This is a genomic window from Janthinobacterium sp. NKUCC06_STL, from assembly GCF_019345455.1.
Taxonomy (GTDB): Bacteria; Pseudomonadota; Gammaproteobacteria; order Burkholderiales; family Burkholderiaceae_D; genus Janthinobacterium; species Janthinobacterium rivuli.
Window position 1 is genome coordinate 44,326 of the sequence record NZ_JAHKQY010000013.1, and the last position, 18,381, is coordinate 62,706.

The following is an 18,381-nucleotide window of genomic DNA, read 5'->3' on the forward strand; positions in this document are numbered from 1 at the left end:
TAAGGGAAATGCGCAAAAAGTGCGCTGGGACAAATACTGGCAGAAATTACAACACGGCAGCCTTGTAAAGCGCTGCCGATCTGCTAGAGTTTAATTGCATCAACTACGTGTTGGAGCGCTGCTCTGGCACATTGAGCAACCCAGCGGACAGCCGTCCAACGGCGGCTGAAAGACCATGTTAACCTTCCTCGTTTTTCTCTTCATCGCCATCTTCGCCGCCATCATCGGCTTCGTCGCCTTTGAACTGGTCGAAGAAATGCGCGGCAGTCACCACAAGCTGATGGACCGCTACCACGAGTAGTGTTCACCTCGGCAATATCGAATGGCGCCAGCGACGGCATATCCCCGTCCCTCGCGCCATCCTTGTATTTACACTCCCGCCTTACACTCCCGTTTTGAACTTCGTATAGATGCGCGTCATCAAGCGGCGAATATCGGCTGTGGTCGCTTCCGGCGCGGCCATGCGCTGCTTGTCCGCGTCCGACAGGAAGATGGCCTTGTTCTCGCCGATATCCTTGCGCACATATTTGATGCTGGCCGGATTCGGATTCGCATAGAACACCTTGTTGCTCAGGCTGGCATGCACTTGCGGGCGCAAAATGTAGTTAATGAACAGGTGCGCATTGGTCGGGTGCGGCGCGTCGGCGGGAATCGCCATGGTGTCGAACATCAGGGCGGCCGTCTTCGGCACCAGCACCTGGATCACGTTGCCGTTCTTCGCGTCGATGGCGCGCTGGCGGGCGATATTGATGTCGCCAGACCAGCCCAGCGCCACACAGACGGAACCGTTGGCCATGTCATTGATGTAGCCGGACGAGCTGAACAGAGTCACGTAAGGACGGATCGCCTGCAGCACCTTGCCCGCTTCCTGATAGTCGGCGGCCGTTTTCGAGTAGGCGGGCTTGCCCAGGTATTGCAGGGCGGCCGGCAGCACTTCGGACGGCGAGTCGAGGAAGGACACGCCGCACGATTTCAGCTTGGCCGCATATTTCGGGTCGAAGATCAGGTCCCACGCGTTGTCGGGCATGGCCATGCCGCCCAGCGCGGCCTTGACCTTGTTGACGTTGATGCCCACCGTCGTGTAGCCCCACAGCCAGTCGACCAGGTAATCGTTGTTCGGGTCGATCTTCGACAGCTTGGCTTGCAGGTTCGGGTCCAGGTTGCCCAGGTTCGTCAGCTTGCTCTTGTCGAGTTTACGCAGCAGGCCGGCATCGATCTGCAGGCGCGCCCACTGGGCCGTCGGCACGACGATGTCGTAACCGGACTTGCCCGCCACCAGTTTCGCATTGAGGATTTCGTTATTGTCGAAAACGTCGTAGCGCACCTTGATGCCCGTTTCCTTTTCAAAATTCTTGATCGTATCGTCGCCGATATAGTCCGACCAGTTATAGATGTTCAGGACTTTCTCTTCCTGAGCCTGAGCTTGCGCAGACAAGGCCAGTGCGGCCGCCGCCAAGGCCAGTCCCACTCCAATGCGCCGCCCTGCTTGCCATGTGTTTGCCATCGTACCGCCTCCGGAATTAGTCAGAAAATAGTGACGATGATAGCAAGAAGGGCGCGATCAGGTCTAGCCTGATCGCGCCCTTGCTAAGATTCAACCCAAAAGCGAAGACTGGGGTCGGACCCTGAGGGTCCGACCCCGGCCTTTCGCCGTTGGGGGCACGAATTACACCTTATCCAGCCCCACCTGCGCGCCCGTAAACACCAGGTTGCCGTTCTGGGCGTCGATGCGGATCTCGTCTTTCGGGCCAAAACGACCTTCCAGGATCAGCTTCGACAGCGGATTTTCGATCTGCTGCTGGATCGCCCGTTTCAAAGGACGGGCACCATACACCGGGTCGTAGCCCGCTTCGGCAATTTGCTGCAGTGCCGCGTCCGTCAAGCTCAGCTGCATGTCCATGCGCGCCAGGCGCTCTTCGAGGATTTTCAGCTGGATCTTCGCGATCGCGCCGATGTTTTTCTCGTCGAGGCCGTGGAACACGACGATTTCGTCGATGCGGTTGACGAACTCGGGACGGAAGTGCGAGCGTACCTCGGCCATCACGGCCAGCTTCACGACGCCGGGATCATCGCTATCCATCGCCTGGATCTTATGCGAACCCAGGTTCGAGGTCATGATGATGACGGTATTCTTGAAGTCCACCGTGCGGCCCTGGCCGTCCGTCATGCGTCCATCGTCGAGCACTTGCAGTAGCACGTTGAAGACGTCGGCATGCGCCTTTTCCACTTCGTCGAGCAGGATCACGCTGTACGGCTTGCGGCGCACGGCTTCCGTCAGGTAGCCGCCCTCGTCGTAGCCCACGTAGCCCGGTGGCGCGCCGATCAATCGGGCCACGGAATGCTTCTCCATGAACTCGCTCATGTCGATGCGTATCATCGACTCTTCCGTATCGAACAGGAAAGTGGCCAGCGCCTTGCTCAATTCCGTCTTGCCGACGCCCGTCGGCCCCAGGAACATGAAGGAACCGTACGGACGGTTCGGATCGCTCAAGCCGGCGCGCGAGCGGCGGATGGCGTCTGCCACGGCCGTGATCGCTTCATCCTGGCCCACGACGCGCTCATGCAGCTTCTCTTCGATGTGCAGCAGCTTGTCGCGTTCGCCCTGCATCATGCGCGACACGGGAATGCCCGTCGCGCGCGACACCACTTCCGCGATTTCCTCGGCGCCCACTTCCGTGCGCAGCAGTTTCGGCTGATCCGGGTCGAGTTTCGGGATGCCGCTGTCAGCCTGCTTGAGCTGGGCTTCCAGCTGCGGCAATTTGCCGTACTGCAGCTCCGACACCTTCTGCCAGTTACTCTCGCGCGTGGCCTGCTCCATCTGCAGCTTGACTTGCTCGATCTCTTCCTTGATGTGCGTACTGCCTTGCACCACGGCTTTTTCCGCCTTCAGGATTTCCTCGAAGTCGTTGTATTCGCGCTGCAGCTTGACGATCTCTTCCTCGATCAGGCCCAGGCGGCGCAACGAGGCTTCGTCTTTTTCCTTCTTGACGGCTTCGCGCTCGATTTTCAGCTGGATCAGACGGCGTTCCAGCTTGTCCATCACTTCCGGCTTGGAGTCGATCTCGATCTTGATCTTCGCCGCCGCTTCATCGATCAGGTCGATCGCCTTGTCCGGCAAAAAACGGTCGGTGATGTAGCGGTGCGACAGCTCGGCGGCGGCGATGATGGCCGCGTCCGTGATTTCCACCTTGTGGTGCAGCGCGTACTTGTCCTGCAAGCCGCGCAGGATGGCGATCGTCGCTTCCACGGTCGGCTCGTCGACGAGCACTTTCTGGAAGCGGCGCTCCAGCGCGGCATCCTTTTCGATGTACTTGCGGTACTCGTCAAGCGTGGTCGCGCCCACGCAGTGCAGTTCGCCGCGCGCCAGCGCCGGTTTGAGCATATTGCCGGCATCCATCGCGCCGTCGGCCTTGCCCGCGCCCACCATGGTGTGCATCTCGTCGATGAAGACGATGGTTTGCCCTTCATCCATGGCCAGTTCCTTCAGCACGGACTTCAGGCGCTCTTCGAACTCGCCGCGGAACTTGGCACCGGCAACCAGGGCGGCCATGTCCAGCGCCAGTACGCGCTTGCCTTTCAGGGACTCGGGCACTTCGCCATTGACGATGCGCTGCGCCAGGCCTTCGACGATGGCCGTCTTGCCGACGCCCGGTTCACCGATCAGCACGGGATTGTTCTTGCTGCGGCGCTGCAGGATCTGGATGGTGCGGCGGATTTCATCGTCGCGGCCGATAACAGGGTCGAGCTTGCCCTTGCGCGCCCGTTCCGTCAGGTCCAGGGTGTATTTTTTCAAGGCTTCGCGCTGGCCTTCGGCTTCCTGCGAGTCGACCTTGTTGCCGCCGCGCACGGCGTCAATGGCCGCTTCCAGGGCCTTGCGGGTCAGGCCGTTTTCACGCGCCAGCTTGCCGCAGTCGGACTTGTCGTCCGTCATGGCCAGCAAGACCATTTCGCTGGACACGAACTGGTCGCCTGCCTTTTGCGCTTCCTTGTCGGCCAGGTTCAGCAAGGCCACGAATTCGCGGCTAACCTGCACGTCGCCGCCCGTGCCCGACACTTTCGGCAAGCGTTCGATCGACGCGCCCAGGGCCTTCGACAGGCCGCCCACGTTGACGCCAGCCCGCTGCAGGAGCGAGCGGGCGCCGCCGTCGTCCTGGTTCAACAGGGCCGTCAGCAAATGGACTGGTTCGATATAGGGATTGTCGTTGCCCACGGCCAAGCTTTGCGCATCGGCCAGGGCTTCCTGTAATTTGGTAGTGAGTTTGTCTTGTCGCATGAAAAGCGCTCCCGGTTAATTAGTTGTTAACCAAATTGGGGTGAGGCAGTACTTTTCAAGCATACACAAAGCAGAAATCCGCTGCACATAGGAAAATACTAGCGTGCGCGGCAACCAGACGTCAGACGGGACCGGCTTTCGACACCCATTTGTCCAGCGCCGTTTCGTCGCTGTCGCGTGCATCAACCCAGCGCGCCCCTTCGGGCGTGTCTTCCTTCTTCCAGAATGGCGCTTCCGTCTTCAGGTAGTCGATGATGAACTCGCAGGCGGCAAACGCCTCGCCCCGGTGGGCGGACGAGACCGCCACCAGCACGATCTGCTCCTGTGGCAGCAGCGGCCCCACGCGGTGGATCACCAGCGCGCCGGACAGGGGCCAGCGTTCCCGCGCCTGCTCGACGATGGCGACGATGGACTTTTCCGTCATGCCCGGATAGTGCTCCAGTTCCATGGCGGCCACGTCCAGCCCTTCGTTCATGTCGCGCACCGTGCCGACGAAGCCGACGACGGCTCCCACCTTGGGGTTGCCTGCACGCAATTGTGCGATTTCTTGACTCAAGTCAAAATCGGCTTGCTGGATGCGGACGCTGGTACTCATTTGGCATGGCCTCCAATGCGACGCAGCAAGGTTTCGATGCGGCTGGCCGTGCGCGCATCGGTGGCGGCGGCAATCGCGCACAACTGCATCAGCTGCGACGCTTGCGTGAGCGGCTTCTGGCCTGATTTGAGCGACGATTGCAGCACTTCCACCTGCATTTTCAGGCGGTCGCGGGCAAATTCGGCGCCGCTGTCGACACCGGCGACGATTTCCAGTCGTAATACTTCCTCAAGCAAGCGCTCCTGATTCGATTGCAATTGCTGCACGTAGGCGGCGCTGCCTTCGCCCAGCGCGGCCTGGGCCGCGGCAAAGCGCTGCTGCAGACTGCGTTCGTACTGGGCGTCGAGTGGTGGCAAGGCGCTCCAGCGCTCGCTCCACGCTTGCGTGTCGGTGGCGGCACCGGCGTCAAGCAGCGCCGCTTCCAGCGATTGCACCAGGCGCAGCTTGTCGCGCAGGGCATTGGCCTGGGCCGCACCGGCCCGTTCGGCGATGGCGTCCGCCTGCGCTTGCACGCCAGCCACGGCCGCCTGGTAGCGCTGCTCGATCTTCGCTTCGCTGGCGCGCGGCACGGGGCCCGTGGCGTTCCAGGCGGCGCGCGTGTCGCGCAGCAAGTGGTTGATGAAGGCGGAGCGGCTCTTGTCGTCGCCCTCGGGCACGACGGCCGTTTCCAGCGCGGCGCACAGCGCTTCGCGCGCATGCAGGTGTTCGCGGCGCTCGTGGTCGGCCGCGTGGGCCGTTTCCTTGCGTCGGGCGAAGATGTCGTCGCAGGCGGCACGGAAACGCTGCCACAGCGCCTGTTCCGCGCGGCGCTCGAGCGGCAGGGCTTTCGCCAGTTCCTGCCATTTATCCTGCAAGGCTTTCAGCATGTCGACCGTGTTGCGCTCCGAAGGCTTGAGCAAGCCCACTTCGACGATCAATTGTTCGCGGCGCGCCGTCTCGATCTGGCGCTGCGTATCGAGCGGCTTCGACAGGGCGTCCAGCGCGGCGCCAAATTCCGCGTCCAGGCGCTTCTTTTCCTTGCGGTCGATGGTGCCCAGGCGCGTCCACGCCTGGCGCAAGCGCTGCGAGGCGGACGCGACGTGTTTCCAGTCGGTACTCTCTTCGGCCGCCAGGGCCGCCGTTTCCGCGATCAATTCCTGGGCCTTGGCCGCATTGCCGTGGCGCTCTTCGGCCAGCTGCTTGAAATGCTGGGCCGCTGGCGCATAGGCCACGCTGCATGCCGCGTCGAAACGCTCCCACAAAGACTTCGGTGCGGGACCGGACAGGGTGTCGAGCGACTTCCAGCGCTCGCGCAGGCTGCCCACTTTCTTGGCCAGCTCGGCCATTGGCAACTCTTGCGCCGGCAATTCCTCGCCCGCCTTGACCAGTTCCTCGCGCGAGACGTTGCCGCCCCAGCGCGCCCAGTCGGCCAGGCGCTTGAATTCGCCGCGCACATGGGCCAGGCGATCCGCTTGCGCCGGCGTCAAACGGCCGTGCTTGGTGTCGCGCAAGGTCTTGTCGTGTTCCGAAGCCACGTGCAGCAAACCATCCTGCAGGGCCGCTTCCATGGCGTCAAGCACCTTGAAGAATTGCTCCGTCGCTTCTTTCGACACGGGCGCGTGTTCCTGGCGCGGCTTGCGCGGTACAGGTAGAGGCTCGGCATGGGCCGCTGCAGCCTCTGTTGTTGCCGTCTGCACGGGCGCCGGCGCGCTGGCCAGCAGGGCCGCAAATTGCTGCTGCAGGCTGTCGGACAATGGCGACTCGGGCAGACGCGGCAGGGCTTGCCACGTGCGTTTCAAGACATCCACGTCGAGGCTGGCGGCGTCTTGCGCCTGCCATTCGGCCAGCGCGGCCTGGCGCGCGTCGAACACGGCCTGGTGTTGCTGCAGCGCCTGCAGGGCGGACTGCGCCTGCTCGCGCGCCTGGCTGAAATCGCTTTCCAGGTGTTTCGGCAAGGAAGCGCGCTCGGGCGATTGCGCATGCTGCGCATGGTCCGTGTCCAGGCGGGCCAGCGCCTGCGCCAACTCGTCGGCGGACTGGCCCTTGCTGGCCAGGGCGCGCATGGCACCCACGGCGTCGATCACGGCGCGCTGCAGCAGCACTTGCGCTTCCAGGCGGGCGGCCAGCGCGGCACGCGCGGCGGCAAACGCCGTCGCCAGCTCGGGCGTGGCCTTGATGACTTGCCATTGGCGGTCCAGCTCGGCTACCTGGTTCGGACTCAGCTTTTCATCGTTCAACAGGCGCTGGGCCGTGTCGATGCTGGCCTGGGCGCGCTGCGTCTCGGCCGCCTGGTGGCGGATCAGGTCGATGCGGCCCTGCATCAGCTTGGCCACGCGGCGGTCCGTGTTGCGCATGGCGTGGTGGACTTTTTCCAGCAAAGGCAAGGCATGAACGTGTTCGGCCGCGATCAGACGGGCATCGGCAAATTCGCTGGACAGGATGAAATCGGCAGCTGCGGCTTCGTCGCCGGCCACGGCATGGGCACGCGCAACCTGTTCAGCGCGGCGCGATGCGCTCTGCGCCGAGGCGGCGGCCTGTTCTGCCACGACAGGATCGGGTGCGGCAGTCTTGCTGGCAGAACGCTTGAAGAGAAATTCGAACATGACGGGTTTCGCGTGGATCAAAACCACCATCATAACAAAGCCCCGGGTATTGCATCGGACAGGACTGAACAAGTTATCAAATGAATAAAGCGAATCTTTCCCTATATCTTTTCCCTATGACGGCGCGCCAGTCAGCATCACAAAAAACACCCCCGGCAGATACTGCCTGGCGGGGTGTGCGCTTGCTACCCATTCAAGCCTGCGCGCGCAGCGGCTGCAGCGGCACGGGCGGCGCGGACGCGGCGCCATCCGCTGCCGTTTCAGCGCTGCCGCCGGCTGCCTGCAAGGGCGTTGACAAAGGCGCTGGCAAGGGCGCTGGCAAGGGCGCTGGCAACACAAAGGGCAGCACTTGCGCCCTGCCACGGCGCGCCTCCTGCGCGCGCGCATCGTGGGCGAGGAACTGGTAGGCGATGGCAAACCACGCTTCGCCGACGATGACCTTGCGCGCCAGCGCGAACAGCTCGCGCTCTTCCTTTTCCAGGCGCTGCAGCAAGGCCGCGCAAAAGGCGTCGATGGCGGCGCACAGCTGCCCGGCCTGCAATTCGGAATGGTCGATGGCGGCGCCCGCGCGCTGCTGCACCACATTGATGCTTTCCAGCGCCGCATGGTTCAAGCCATTGAGCTCATTGAGCAAGCCGTCGGCATGCGGTGCGGCCTGGCGGATGGCGGGGATCAGATACATCTCCACCTTGCGCCAGTAGCCTCCCTGGTACAGCCGGTTCAGCCAGTCGCCCGCATATTGCAGTTGCGCCAGGCTGAGCTGGCTCTGATGGCGCAGCTGCACATGCATGTACTTCTGAAAAGCCAGCAAGCTCATGCGGATGCTGGCCTGTTCCACCGACAGGGAAACCAATATATATGTTGCCGTAAGCATGCACTCACTCCCGAAAACGCGCTGGATGTCTGATCCTGGAAGTGAAAGTGTAAAGACTACCGACAGGGGTGGGCTTGATCCTGCACAAACCCGTGGCGGGCCAGCCGCGCTTTCTTTTACGGCGCGCGCAAGCCGATATGCAGGTTCACGACGCCAGGCTCTTCCGACGGCGTGACTTCGCCGCCAAAGCTTTTCACCAGCCGCTGCATGCCCTTGTTGCGCGCCATGGCCTCGCCCACCAGCGCTTCCGTGCCGCGGCTGCGGAAGTAGTCGACCAGCTTTTCAAACAGGATGTGTCCCAGCCCCTTGCCCTTCAGGGCCGAGCGCACGGCGATGGCGAAATCGGCGTGAATGTTATCCGGGTCGGCCACGGCGCGCACCACGCCCAGGGTTTCCGGCTTGCCGTCCGGCCCCGTGTGCGTGGCGATGAAGGCCATGGCGCGGTCGTAATCGATCTGCGTCAGGCGCGCCAGCTGCGACACGGGCAGCTCGCGCATGGACGTGAAAAAGCGCAGGCGCACGTCGTCCGGGTCCAGCGCGTGGAACAGGTCCATGTGCTGCGGCGCGTCTTCCGGGCGGATGGGACGCAGCAGAATCGGCTGGTCCATCCACGTCACCTGCTCTTCCAGCTCCTGCGGATACGGGCGGATGGCCAGGCGGTCGCGCTGCTGGCCCGGCTGCAAACGGATGCGCGCGTCGAGGGCGATCACGCCGTCGGCGTCGGCCACCAGCGGGTTGATGTCGAGTTCGGCCAGCTCGCCGATGTCGGCCACCAGTTCGGCCACCTGGATCAGGGTGTAGCAGATGGCGTCGATGTCGGCCGGCGGCTGGTTGCGGTAGCCGGCCAGCAGTTTCGACACGCGCGTGCGCGCCAGCATGTCGCGCGCCAGCACCATGTTCAGCGGCGGCAGGCCGATGGCGTGATCGGCCGTCACTTCCACGGCGATGCCGCCCTGCCCCACCAATATGACGGGGCCGAAGGCGGCGTCCGTCGTGACGCCGACGATCAATTCATGCGATTGCGGCCGGCGCGCCATCTGCTGCACGGTAAAACCGTCGATCAGCGCGTCGGGACGCATGCGCCGCACGCGCTTGAGCATGGCGGCGGCGGCCGTGCGCAGGATGTCGGGCGTGTCGAGGTCGAGCGCCACGCCGCCCACGTCGGATTTGTGGGCGATGTCGGGCGAATGGATTTTCAGCGCGACGGGATAGCCGATGTCCGCCGCCACGGCCAGCGCTTCTTCCACATCGGCCGCCATGCGCGTGGTGGCGACGGGAATGCCGTAAGCGGCCAAAATCTCTTTCGAGCGGCATTCGCCGAGCACCGTCTGGCCGGCCGCCAGCGCGGCGGCGACGATTTCGCGCACCCTGGCGCGGCGCGGCGTGGCCGACATGGGCAGTTGCGCCGGCACCTGCATCAGGGTTTCCTGGTTGCGCCGGTACTGCACGATCTGCATGAAGCCATGCACGGCCTTTTCCGGCGTGTCGTAGGTGGGAATGCCGGCCCGGTTGAAGACCTGGCGCGCGGGCGCCACGGTGGTGCCGCCCAAGAGGCAAGACAGCACCGTGCGCGAGGTCGCCTTGATCAGCGGCGTGACGGCTTCGGCGATGTCGATCGACGACACCATGGCCGTGGGCGCATGCAGCAGCAGCAAGGCGTCCGCCTGCGGCTCGTCGAGCAAGGGCTTGATTGCGTCGGCATAGCGCTGCACGGCCGCGTCGCCGGGCAAGCCGACGGGGTTGTCGTGCGACCAGCCCCGTGGCAGCGCCTTTTCCAGCGCGATGACGGTATCGGGCGACAGTTCGGCCAGTTTGCCGCCGCTGCTCACCAGCGCATCGGTGGCCATCACGCCCAGGCCGCCGCCGTTGCACAAAATCGCCAGGCGCTCGCCGCGTTGCGAGCGGATGTGCGTGAGGGTTTCCACGGCGTCGAACAGTTCTTCGGCCGAATACACGCGCAGCATGCCGGCGCGGCGGATGGCCGCGTCGTACACGGCGTCGGAACCGGCCAGCGCGCCCGTATGCCAGGCCGCCATGGCCGCGCCTTCCGCCTCGCGCCCCGCTTTCAGGACGATGACGGGTTTGCTGCGCGCGGCCGCGCGCGCCGCCGACATGAATTTGCGCGCCGCCTGGATGTCTTCCATGTACAGCAGGATGGCGGCCGTGTCGATGTCGCCGGCCAGGTAATCGAGCAAGTCGCCGAAATCGATATCGTAGCTGGCGCCCAGCGAAATGAACTTGGAAAAGCCCACACCGTGCGCGTTGGCCCAGTCGAGCACGCCCGACACCAGCGCCCCCGATTGCGAGACGAAGGCGATCTTGCCGCTCGTCGCGCCGACATGGGCGAAGCTGGCGTTCAAGCCCAGTTTCGGCACCAGCAACCCCATGCTGTTGGGACCGAGGATGCGCAGCAAATGCGGCTTGGCCGCCTTCAGCATGGCCAGGCGCAGCGACTGCTCGCGCACGGGGTCGAGGCCCGACGTCATGACGATGGCCGCGCGCGTGCCCAGCGCGCCCAGTTCGCGGATCAGGGCCGTGATGGTGGCGGGCGGCGTGCAGATGATGGCCAGGTCCGGCGCCTTGGGCAAGTGCGCCAGCTTGCGGTAGCATTTCAGGCCCATCAGCTCGTCGTACTTGGGATTCACGGGCCAGATTTCCCCTTGGTAGCCGCCGCCCAGCAGGTTGTACAGGGCAATGGCGCCCAGCTTGCGCTCGCGCGCCGTGGCGCCGATCAGGGCCACCGAGGCCGGCTTGAACAGCTTGTCGAGATTACGGATGCTCATGTTCTGGCCTCATGGATTGCCGGAGTGGCTTGCTTGGTAACGCCCCAGTGTAAAGGATGCGTTGCCAAAAAAATTTGACCTTGCGATGCGTTTCACAAAAAACCATGCGCCTACTACCAGCGCGAGCGGTGGCTTTCCGTCACCCCGGCCAATTGCGCCACGATGCGCTTGGGCGACTCCGCGCTGGCGCGCACCCACCCGCTGAACGTGCCGATCGGCTGGATGTAGCGGCTGGCGGCGATCCACAGGTTTTTATCCTCGCGCCGCGCGCCTTCCGGCTTGAAGTGCAGGTCGAGCAAATCGTCGTCCGTCCACACATGCCACGGCGCCAGCGGGTTGTCGGGATTGAAGTCAAAATGCGCGCGGCCCAGCGGATACAGCTGGCCATCGAGCCACAGCGCGTTTTCATGCGCGCCGAAATAGCCGGCCTGCAGATTGAAACCCAGGTCCAGGCTGTGCGCCGAGGCCCAGCGCCATTCCGTCTCGCGCGCCAGCAGCCCGTTCGAATAATCGAAGCTGGCCACGCCGTCATCGAGGCTGTAGCCCATGGCGCCGCAGCGCACGGTGCCCCACAAGGGCAAGCCGCCCGACTTTTGCGTCGCATGCACGCTGCCACCCTCGCCCACGGGCCCCACGGCCAGCAGGGTGGGCGCCACGGGCGGGCCGCATTCCGCGTCGATGCCGAAATGGCCGCAATCGAGCCGCAAACGGTAGCGCTGCTGCGGCAGGGCCTCGATGAAGATCACTTGCGAAAGAAAGCGGAAACGGCTGCTGGCGCCCGCGTGCGGCGCGACAGTAGCGGACAGGCCCGGCACGCCATCCTGCGAAAAGGCCGCCACGATCTTGCCCTTGTGGCGGTCGAAGGCATACGCGAACGCCGTGCTGGTCCAGCCCAGGTCGACGATGGCCACGCCGCAAAACAGGGTGGGCGTGGACAGGGCCACGTAATGCCAGCGCTTGTGATGGAACTGCCGCCAGAGGGCGCCACGCGCGTAGGGCGGCGCCAGCGCGGCCCAGTCGAAGGCGTCCAGCTGGCCCGTGTAGCGGCCGAAGCATGGAAGTCCATCAGCGTCGAGCAGGTGGGAAGGAGCAGCTGGCAGCGTCATGCGGCCTGCCTTGCGGCAGCGCCGCCGTCGTGCAGCGCCTCGGCCAGCTGGGCGCCGAAGGCTGCAGGCTGTGTCTGCGCAATATCAATCTCCGGGCAGACATGCCAGAGCGCCAGGCGCCGCACGGCGCCGGCCACGTCCTGCACCAGGCGGGCACTGAGACGCACGCCCACTTCCAGCGCCAGCGACTTGATCTCGAAGCGCCCCTGCGCGCGGTGCGCCTTGGCGTCCAGGCGTCCCACCAGCGCGCCACGGCGCAAGATCGGCAAGGTGAAGTAGCCATAGCGGCGTTTTTCAGCGGGCGTGTAGCATTCGAGCCGGTAGTCAAAGCCGAACAATTCCAGCGCGCGGCGCCGGTCCCAGACGACAGGATCGAACGGAGATAAAATCGTCGTCAGGGTGGGCGCCAGCTTGCCGGCGGCCGCGTCGCGCAGCAATTGCGCATGGTCCGCATGCACGTACACGGTGTCCATCCAGCCATCGACCGTGCAGCGCAGCAGCGCGCCCTCGTCCACCAGCGCCTGCAAATCGTGCGCCAGGCTGGCGCGCGCCTGCTTCGTGCGGAAGTAGTCGCTGATCCAGCTGGCCCGCGCCAGTCCCAGCGCCTTCACGCTGGCCAGCAGCAGGCGGCGGCGCACCTGTTCTTCCGGCGGCAGCAAGCCGTCGTGCCAGCCCGGCAGCACCCTTTCGGCCAGGTCGTAATAGCGCTGGAACTGATGGCGTTTGGCGATCATCAGCACGCCCGAAGTAAACAAGACTTCGAGCGAACGCTTTTCCGGCTTCCAGCTCCACCAGCCGCCCGCCTTGCCATCCGTGCGCTCGAAGTCGGCCGAGCGCGCGGCGCCGTTGGCGCGGATATGTTCCAGCACCGAAGCGACGGCGTCCCCCTGCTCGGCCATCCATTTGACGGAATACTTCCATCCCATGGCGGCCGGATCGAGCATGCGGTGGCGGTACAAGCCATAGTCTTCGATGGGCACGAAGCACGCTTCATGCGCCCAGTATTCGAACAGCGCGCCCTCGGCCAGCAATTGCTCCAGCCACGGCTGCGGATAGTCGCCCAGCCGGCTCCACAGCACCAGGTAAGGGCTGCGCGCGACCACGTGGATGGTGTCGATCTGCAGCACGCCCATCTGGCGGATGGCGGCCAGCACGTCGGCCTTGACGGCCTTCTTGCGGCGCGCCTGCAGCAAGCCCTGCGCGGCCAGGTGCAAGGCGCGCGCGGCGGGCAGCGACAAGGAGGGGACTTCGGAAGGAATGGGCTGGTGGGGGCTGTGCATAACAGAAAGATACCGCATTCTGCCCGTCGCTTGTGCGTTTTATCGCTATCGGATCGCGCGGCCGCTGGCCACGCTAGGCTGCCGGAAACACGACCGTCACCGCCAGCCCCCGCCCCTGCAAGCCGGTGCCGAGGATGATGTCCGCGCCATGCCGTTCGGCGATGCGGCGCACGATGGACAATCCCAGGCCGCTGCCGGGCAGCTGTCCGCCGCCCAGGCGCACGAAGCGTTCGAACACGCGCTCATGCAATTCCTCGGCGACGCCCGGCCCCGTATCGGCCACGCGCAGGTAGCTGCGCCCCGCTTCCACGCCGCAGCTGACGGCCACAAAGCCCGGCGCCGGCGTATAGCGCAGCGCATTCTCGACCAGGTTGCGCAGCAATATCTGCAGGCTGTCGGCATCCAGCGCGCACGGCGCCGGCGCAAGGTTCACGGCCAGCGACAGCCCGTATGGCGCGGCCAGCGCCTGCCACTGGCTGGCCTGCCGAGACAGAAGCTCGGCCAGGTCGCCCGGCGCCAGCGCTGTCTCGGCATGCGACTGCGGATCGAGCCGCGCCAGCGCCAGCAACTGGTTGACCAGGCGCGTGGCGCGCTCCACGCTGGCACCCAGGGCGGCGATGAATTCCTCGCGCTCGTCCGTGCTGCGGGCCCGCTGCAGCACTTGCAGATTGGTCTTGATGGCGGCCAGCGGCGTGCGCAGCTCGTGCGCGGCATCGGCCGTGAAGCGCTGCTCGTTGTCGCGGCTTTGCCGCACCCTGCCGAACAGGCGGTTTATTTCCAGCAGCAGCGGGTGCAGCTCGGCGGGCGCGCCAGCGAGCCTGACGTCGGCCAGTTCATCAGGCGTGCGCGCCGACACTTCATCGGCGGATGCCTGCAGCACGCGAAACACGCGGTGGATGCTCCACCAGATGGCAATCGTGGCCAGCGCCACCAGCAGCAGGCCGAACACGGCGATGCGGTAAAAGAAGCCGCGGCTGATGTCGTCGCGGTGGCTGGTCGGCTCGGCCACCAGCAGTTGCAGGCTGCGCTGCGGGTCCCACAGCGAAAATAATCGCCAGCGCTGGCCGGCTATGCTGGTCCACGACAGGCCGTCCGGCGCGCTGCGCGACAGGGCGATGTCGGTCGCCGCATCATTGCGATACAGCACGCGCTGCTGCGCGTCGCGCACCTTGAACAGCAAATACTGGTGGGGATTCGGCTGGCCGCGCAGCGGCAGGTCGATCGGCCCCGTCAAGCCGTGTTGGCGCACATCCTTTTCCACCAGCGACAGCAGCAAATGGCCCGTCTCGATCAGCGACTGGTCAAACAACTCCTGGCTTTCGCGGCGCGCTTCCACGTAGACGATGGCGGCGCTGCCCACCCACAGGGCCAGGGTCAGGCCCAGCAGCACGGCCAGCAGGGTGCGCCGCAGCGACCATGTTTTCACGCCGCCGCCAGCCGTTAAGAATCTCTTAAGAACTTCTGCGCAAGATCCGGAGCGAAATATTTTTTGGGTAGCCATGGGCACAATTGTAAATGATTCTTATTGTGTCAATGATTCCCATTAGCTTGCAGCAGCAACATCAACCGATAACTCATCCACCATCAGGAGTTTGCATGTCCAACAGCCCCCGCCGCGCGCGCCTGCCGCGTCCCACCACCCTGGCCCTGGCCTTGGCCGCCCTGTCCTGCCTGCCGGCGCACGCCCAGACGGGCGCGCCGGCCAGCATGCCCGAAGTGGTGGTTTCCGCCTCCGGTTTCGAGCAGGACATCAAGCAGGCGCCGGCATCGATCACGGTGCTGACGCGCCAGGAACTGTCGAAGGAGCGCTTCGGCAACCTGACGCAGGCGCTGGAAAGCGTGGAAGGCATCGACGTGGGCGCGGCGGGCGACAAGACGGGCGGCATGAACATCAGCATCCGCGGCATGCCCAGCGACTACACCCTGGTGCTGATCGACGGACGCCGCCAGAACGCGGCCGGCAACGTCACGCCGAACGGTTTCGGCGGCACGCAGACGAGCTTCATGCCGCCGCTGGCCGCCATTGAGCGCATCGAGATCATCCGCGGCCCCATGTCGACCCTGTACGGCTCGGACGCCATGGGCGGCGTGATCAACATCATCACGCGCAAGGTGGGCAAGCAGTGGATGGGTTCTATCTCTGCTGACTACACCGTGCAGGAAGAATCCGATTTCGGCGACGTAAAAAACGGCCGCTTCTACCTGAGCGGCCCCATCGCCACCGACCTGCTGGGCCTGTCCCTGCGCGGCAGCAAGCAGCGCCGCGATGCGGCCAACATCCGCTACAACGACGCGGCCGGAGGGGCGAATGTGCCGAGCATGGGCGCCAACCCCGTGCGTGCGGACATTGAAAACTTTGGCGCGCGCCTGGCCTTCACGCCAAACCGCTACCACACCGTCATCCTCGACGCGGACGCGGGCCGCCAGACCTACGACAATTCGAAGAAGCAGCTGGGCACCCTGGGCTTGCAAGGCGGCTACGGTCCCGAGCAGAAATACAACCGCGACCAGTGGATCCTGTCGCACACGGGCCGCTTCGGCTTCGGCACGTTGGATAGCAGCTATATGGTGAACAAGACGGAAACCCTGGGCCGCACGATTCCGCCAGGCACGCCCGGCGCCGTGGCCGGCAGCGCGCGCACCCTGGAAGTGGAAAGCCAGGTGTTCGACACCAAGCTGGTCATGCCGTTGGGCAAGCACATGGCGACCGTCGGCGCGCAATGGTGGAAGGCGGAAATGACGGATGGCGTGGCGCCGAAAAAATTCGAATTCACGCAAAAAGCCCTGTTCGTGGAAGATGAATGGCAAGTGCTGGAGAACGTCGCGCTGACCTTCGGCGCCCGTTATGACGATCACAGCATCTTCGGCGGCCAGACCAGCCCCCGTGCCTATGCCGTGTGGAACGCAACGCCACGCTGGACCGTCAAGGGCGGCGTCAGCAAGGGCTACAAGACGCCGCGCGTGGAGCAACTGTCGCCAGGCATCAACGGTTTTGGCGGCCAGGGCACGATCCCCCTCGTCGGCAGCCCGAACCTGAAGCCGGAAACGAGCACGACAACGGAGATCGGCGCCTACTTCGACAACCTGGCCGGCTGGACGGCCAGCGGCTCGCTGTTCAACAATGAGTTCAAGGACAAGATCACGACGGGCACGGGCCTCGTCAACTGCGACTACCGCCCTTCGCCCAACCGTCCCGGCTGCGTCAGCTTTGGCAACTGGCCCAACGTCGATGCGTTTGGCCAGTCCGTCAACGTGGATGAGGCCGTCACACGCGGCGTCGAGCTGAACACGCGCTTCCCGCTGAGCAAGACCTTGTCGGCCAGCGCCAACTACACGTACACGGAAAGCGAACAGAAGAGCGGCAGCAACGCGGGCAAGCCCCTGAGCGACACGCCGAAGCACGCCGTCAACGCACGCTTGAGCTGGGATATCTCGCGCGAATGGAACGGCTGGCTGCGCGCCGAATACCGCAGCGAGCGCTTCCGCGATCCGGGCACCTCGGCTTCCACGCGCGCCGCCAAGGCCGCGCTGGGCGACTACAAGGGCTACACCATGCTGCACCTGGGCACCAGCTACCAGCTGAACAAACGCGTGACATTGAACGCGGCCGTGTACAACCTGCTCAACAAGGACTTCATCGACTACCAGCCATACCGTGGCTCATCGGCGCCGACCTTGACCTACGCCAACCGCTATGTCAACAGCCTGGACGGACGCCGCCTGTGGTTGTCGGCCACCGTCGATTTCTGATGCGTTGATGGCTGTCCAGCCATAGAGCACAAGGGGCTGCCTCAGGGCGGCCCGTTTTCTTTGTCAGGCCGCTTTGGGCTTGTCGATGCAATAACCGATCGCATGCACGGTGCGTATCAGGTTGCGCCCCAGCTTCTTGCGCAGGTGGTGGATGTGCACTTGCACGGCATTGCTTTCCACCTCGCCGCCCCAGCTGTACAGGTTTTTCTCCAGCTGTTCCCGGCTCAGCACCCGGCCGCCGTGTTCCAGCAGCAGTTGCAGGATGCGAAATTCCTTCACCGTCAGCAGCACGGGCAAGCCCCCTTGCGTCACCTGCCGGTCGGCGATATCGAGCACCAGGTCGCCGTGCACGAGATTTTCGCGCAGGCGGCCGGCGGCGCGGCGGCAGGCGCTGCGGATGCGCGCGGCCAGTTCGTCGAGGTCGAACGGTTTCACGATGAAGTCGTCGGCGCCCGCGTCGAGTCCGGCGATGCGCTCGCCCACCGTGTCGCGCGCCGTGACGACCAGCACGGCGCCGCTGTAGCCGTTATCGCGCAGCACGCCCAGCGCCTGCATGCCGTCCTGTCCCGGCAAGCCCAGGTCGAGCAGAATGCAGCCATAGTCGTGCAGGCGCACGGCCGTGTGCGCGTGTTCGGCGCTGGTGACCCAGTCGACGGCATAGCCGCCCTGTTCCAGGCCGATTTGCGTGGCGCGGCCCAGCTGCGGGTCGTCTTCGGTCAGCAAAATGCGCATGGGGAAAGCGGCGCGGCCCGCTCAGTCCTTTTTCTTGATCAGGCCCGCCAGCGCGGCAAACGGATTGTGCGTGGCGGGCGCCAACTCGGCCGACAGCAGGCCGGCGCCACGGTCCGCTTCCAGGTAGCGCGAGTGCTCATTGTCGTGGCAATACAGGCACAGCAGTTCCCAGTTGCTGCCGTCCGGCGGATTGTTGTCGTGGTTGTGGTCGCGGTGGTGCACGGTCAGCTGCTGTACGTTGGCGCGCGTAAATTCGCGCATGCAGCGGCCGCAGACCCACGGATACATCTTCAGCGAGCGCTCGCGGTAGCCGCTCTCGCGCTGGTCGGCGGCGCGGCGCGCTTCGGCCACGATCTTGTCCAGCCGTGCCGCATCGGGCTTTTTACTCTGCATGACAACTTTCGAT

The 18,381-nt window shown here is 64.7% G+C and carries 13 protein-coding genes; 2 read left to right on the forward strand and 11 right to left on the reverse strand.

Features of this window, described 5'->3' with window-relative positions; translation table 11 throughout:
- Positions 1-175: 175 nt before the first annotated feature.
- Positions 176-301, forward strand: a complete 126-nt coding sequence (locus KO539_RS30445) for a hypothetical protein (RefSeq protein ID WP_255206302.1) — start codon at positions 176-178, stop codon at positions 299-301.
- Between the two features lie 81 nt (positions 302-382).
- On the opposite strand, the gene KO539_RS27215 is transcribed toward KO539_RS30445, so the two are convergent.
- The 9 genes from KO539_RS27215 to KO539_RS27255 form a co-directional block, all read right to left on the reverse strand.
- The gene (locus tag KO539_RS27215) at positions 383-1,504 is read right to left on the reverse strand and encodes a polyamine ABC transporter substrate-binding protein (protein WP_219313228.1); all 1,122 of its coding nucleotides are present in this window, start codon (positions 1,502-1,504) and stop codon (positions 383-385) included.
- A 162-nt stretch (positions 1,505-1,666) separates the two neighbouring features.
- On the reverse strand, positions 1,667-4,273 hold the full coding sequence (clpB, locus tag KO539_RS27220; protein WP_219313230.1) for an ATP-dependent chaperone ClpB: 2,607 nt from the start codon (positions 4,271-4,273) through the stop codon (positions 1,667-1,669).
- Positions 4,274-4,394: 121 nt separating this feature from the next.
- Positions 4,395-4,868, reverse strand: coding sequence for a molybdopterin synthase catalytic subunit MoaE (gene moaE, locus KO539_RS27225; protein ID WP_219313232.1), 474 nt, complete (start codon positions 4,866-4,868; stop codon positions 4,395-4,397).
- On the reverse strand, positions 4,865-7,450 hold the full coding sequence (locus tag KO539_RS27230) for a DUF349 domain-containing protein (protein ID WP_219313234.1): 2,586 nt from the start codon (positions 7,448-7,450) through the stop codon (positions 4,865-4,867). The genes moaE and KO539_RS27230 overlap by 4 nt, the downstream gene beginning before the upstream one ends.
- A 193-nt stretch (positions 7,451-7,643) precedes the next feature.
- Positions 7,644-8,324 (reverse strand): hypothetical protein, encoded by a 681-nt coding sequence (locus tag KO539_RS27235; protein WP_219313236.1) that lies wholly within the window; start codon positions 8,322-8,324, stop codon positions 7,644-7,646.
- Positions 8,325-8,440: 116 nt separating this feature from the next.
- Complete coding sequence (locus KO539_RS27240) at positions 8,441-11,107, reverse strand: bifunctional acetate--CoA ligase family protein/GNAT family N-acetyltransferase (protein WP_219313237.1); 2,667 nt, start codon at positions 11,105-11,107, stop codon at positions 8,441-8,443.
- Between the two features lie 113 nt (positions 11,108-11,220).
- On the reverse strand, positions 11,221-12,213 hold the full coding sequence (locus KO539_RS27245; RefSeq protein WP_219313239.1) for a DUF2804 domain-containing protein: 993 nt from the start codon (positions 12,211-12,213) through the stop codon (positions 11,221-11,223).
- Positions 12,210-13,493, reverse strand: coding sequence for a winged helix-turn-helix domain-containing protein (locus tag KO539_RS27250; protein ID WP_219313241.1), 1,284 nt, complete (start codon positions 13,491-13,493; stop codon positions 12,210-12,212). Before KO539_RS27250 ends, KO539_RS27245 begins: the two co-directional genes overlap by 4 nt.
- A 73-nt stretch (positions 13,494-13,566) precedes the next feature.
- A complete protein-coding gene (locus KO539_RS27255; protein WP_374106496.1) occupies positions 13,567-14,919 on the reverse strand; it encodes an ATP-binding protein in 1,353 nt (450 codons plus the stop codon).
- A gap of 170 nt (positions 14,920-15,089) precedes the next feature.
- Between KO539_RS27255 and KO539_RS27260 the strand changes: the two genes are divergently transcribed.
- Complete coding sequence (locus tag KO539_RS27260; protein WP_219313245.1) at positions 15,090-17,243, forward strand: TonB-dependent receptor domain-containing protein; 2,154 nt, start codon at positions 15,090-15,092, stop codon at positions 17,241-17,243.
- A 63-nt stretch (positions 17,244-17,306) separates the two neighbouring features.
- Here the strand turns inward: KO539_RS27260 and KO539_RS27265 are convergent, their stop codons facing one another.
- Entirely contained in the window at positions 17,307-17,975 is a 669-nt protein-coding gene (locus KO539_RS27265; protein WP_219313247.1) for a response regulator, read from the reverse strand.
- 21 nt (positions 17,976-17,996) lie between these two features.
- Complete coding sequence (locus KO539_RS27270) at positions 17,997-18,368, reverse strand: YajD family HNH nuclease (RefSeq protein ID WP_257626507.1); 372 nt, start codon at positions 18,366-18,368, stop codon at positions 17,997-17,999.
- Between the last annotated feature and the right edge of the window lie 13 nt (positions 18,369-18,381).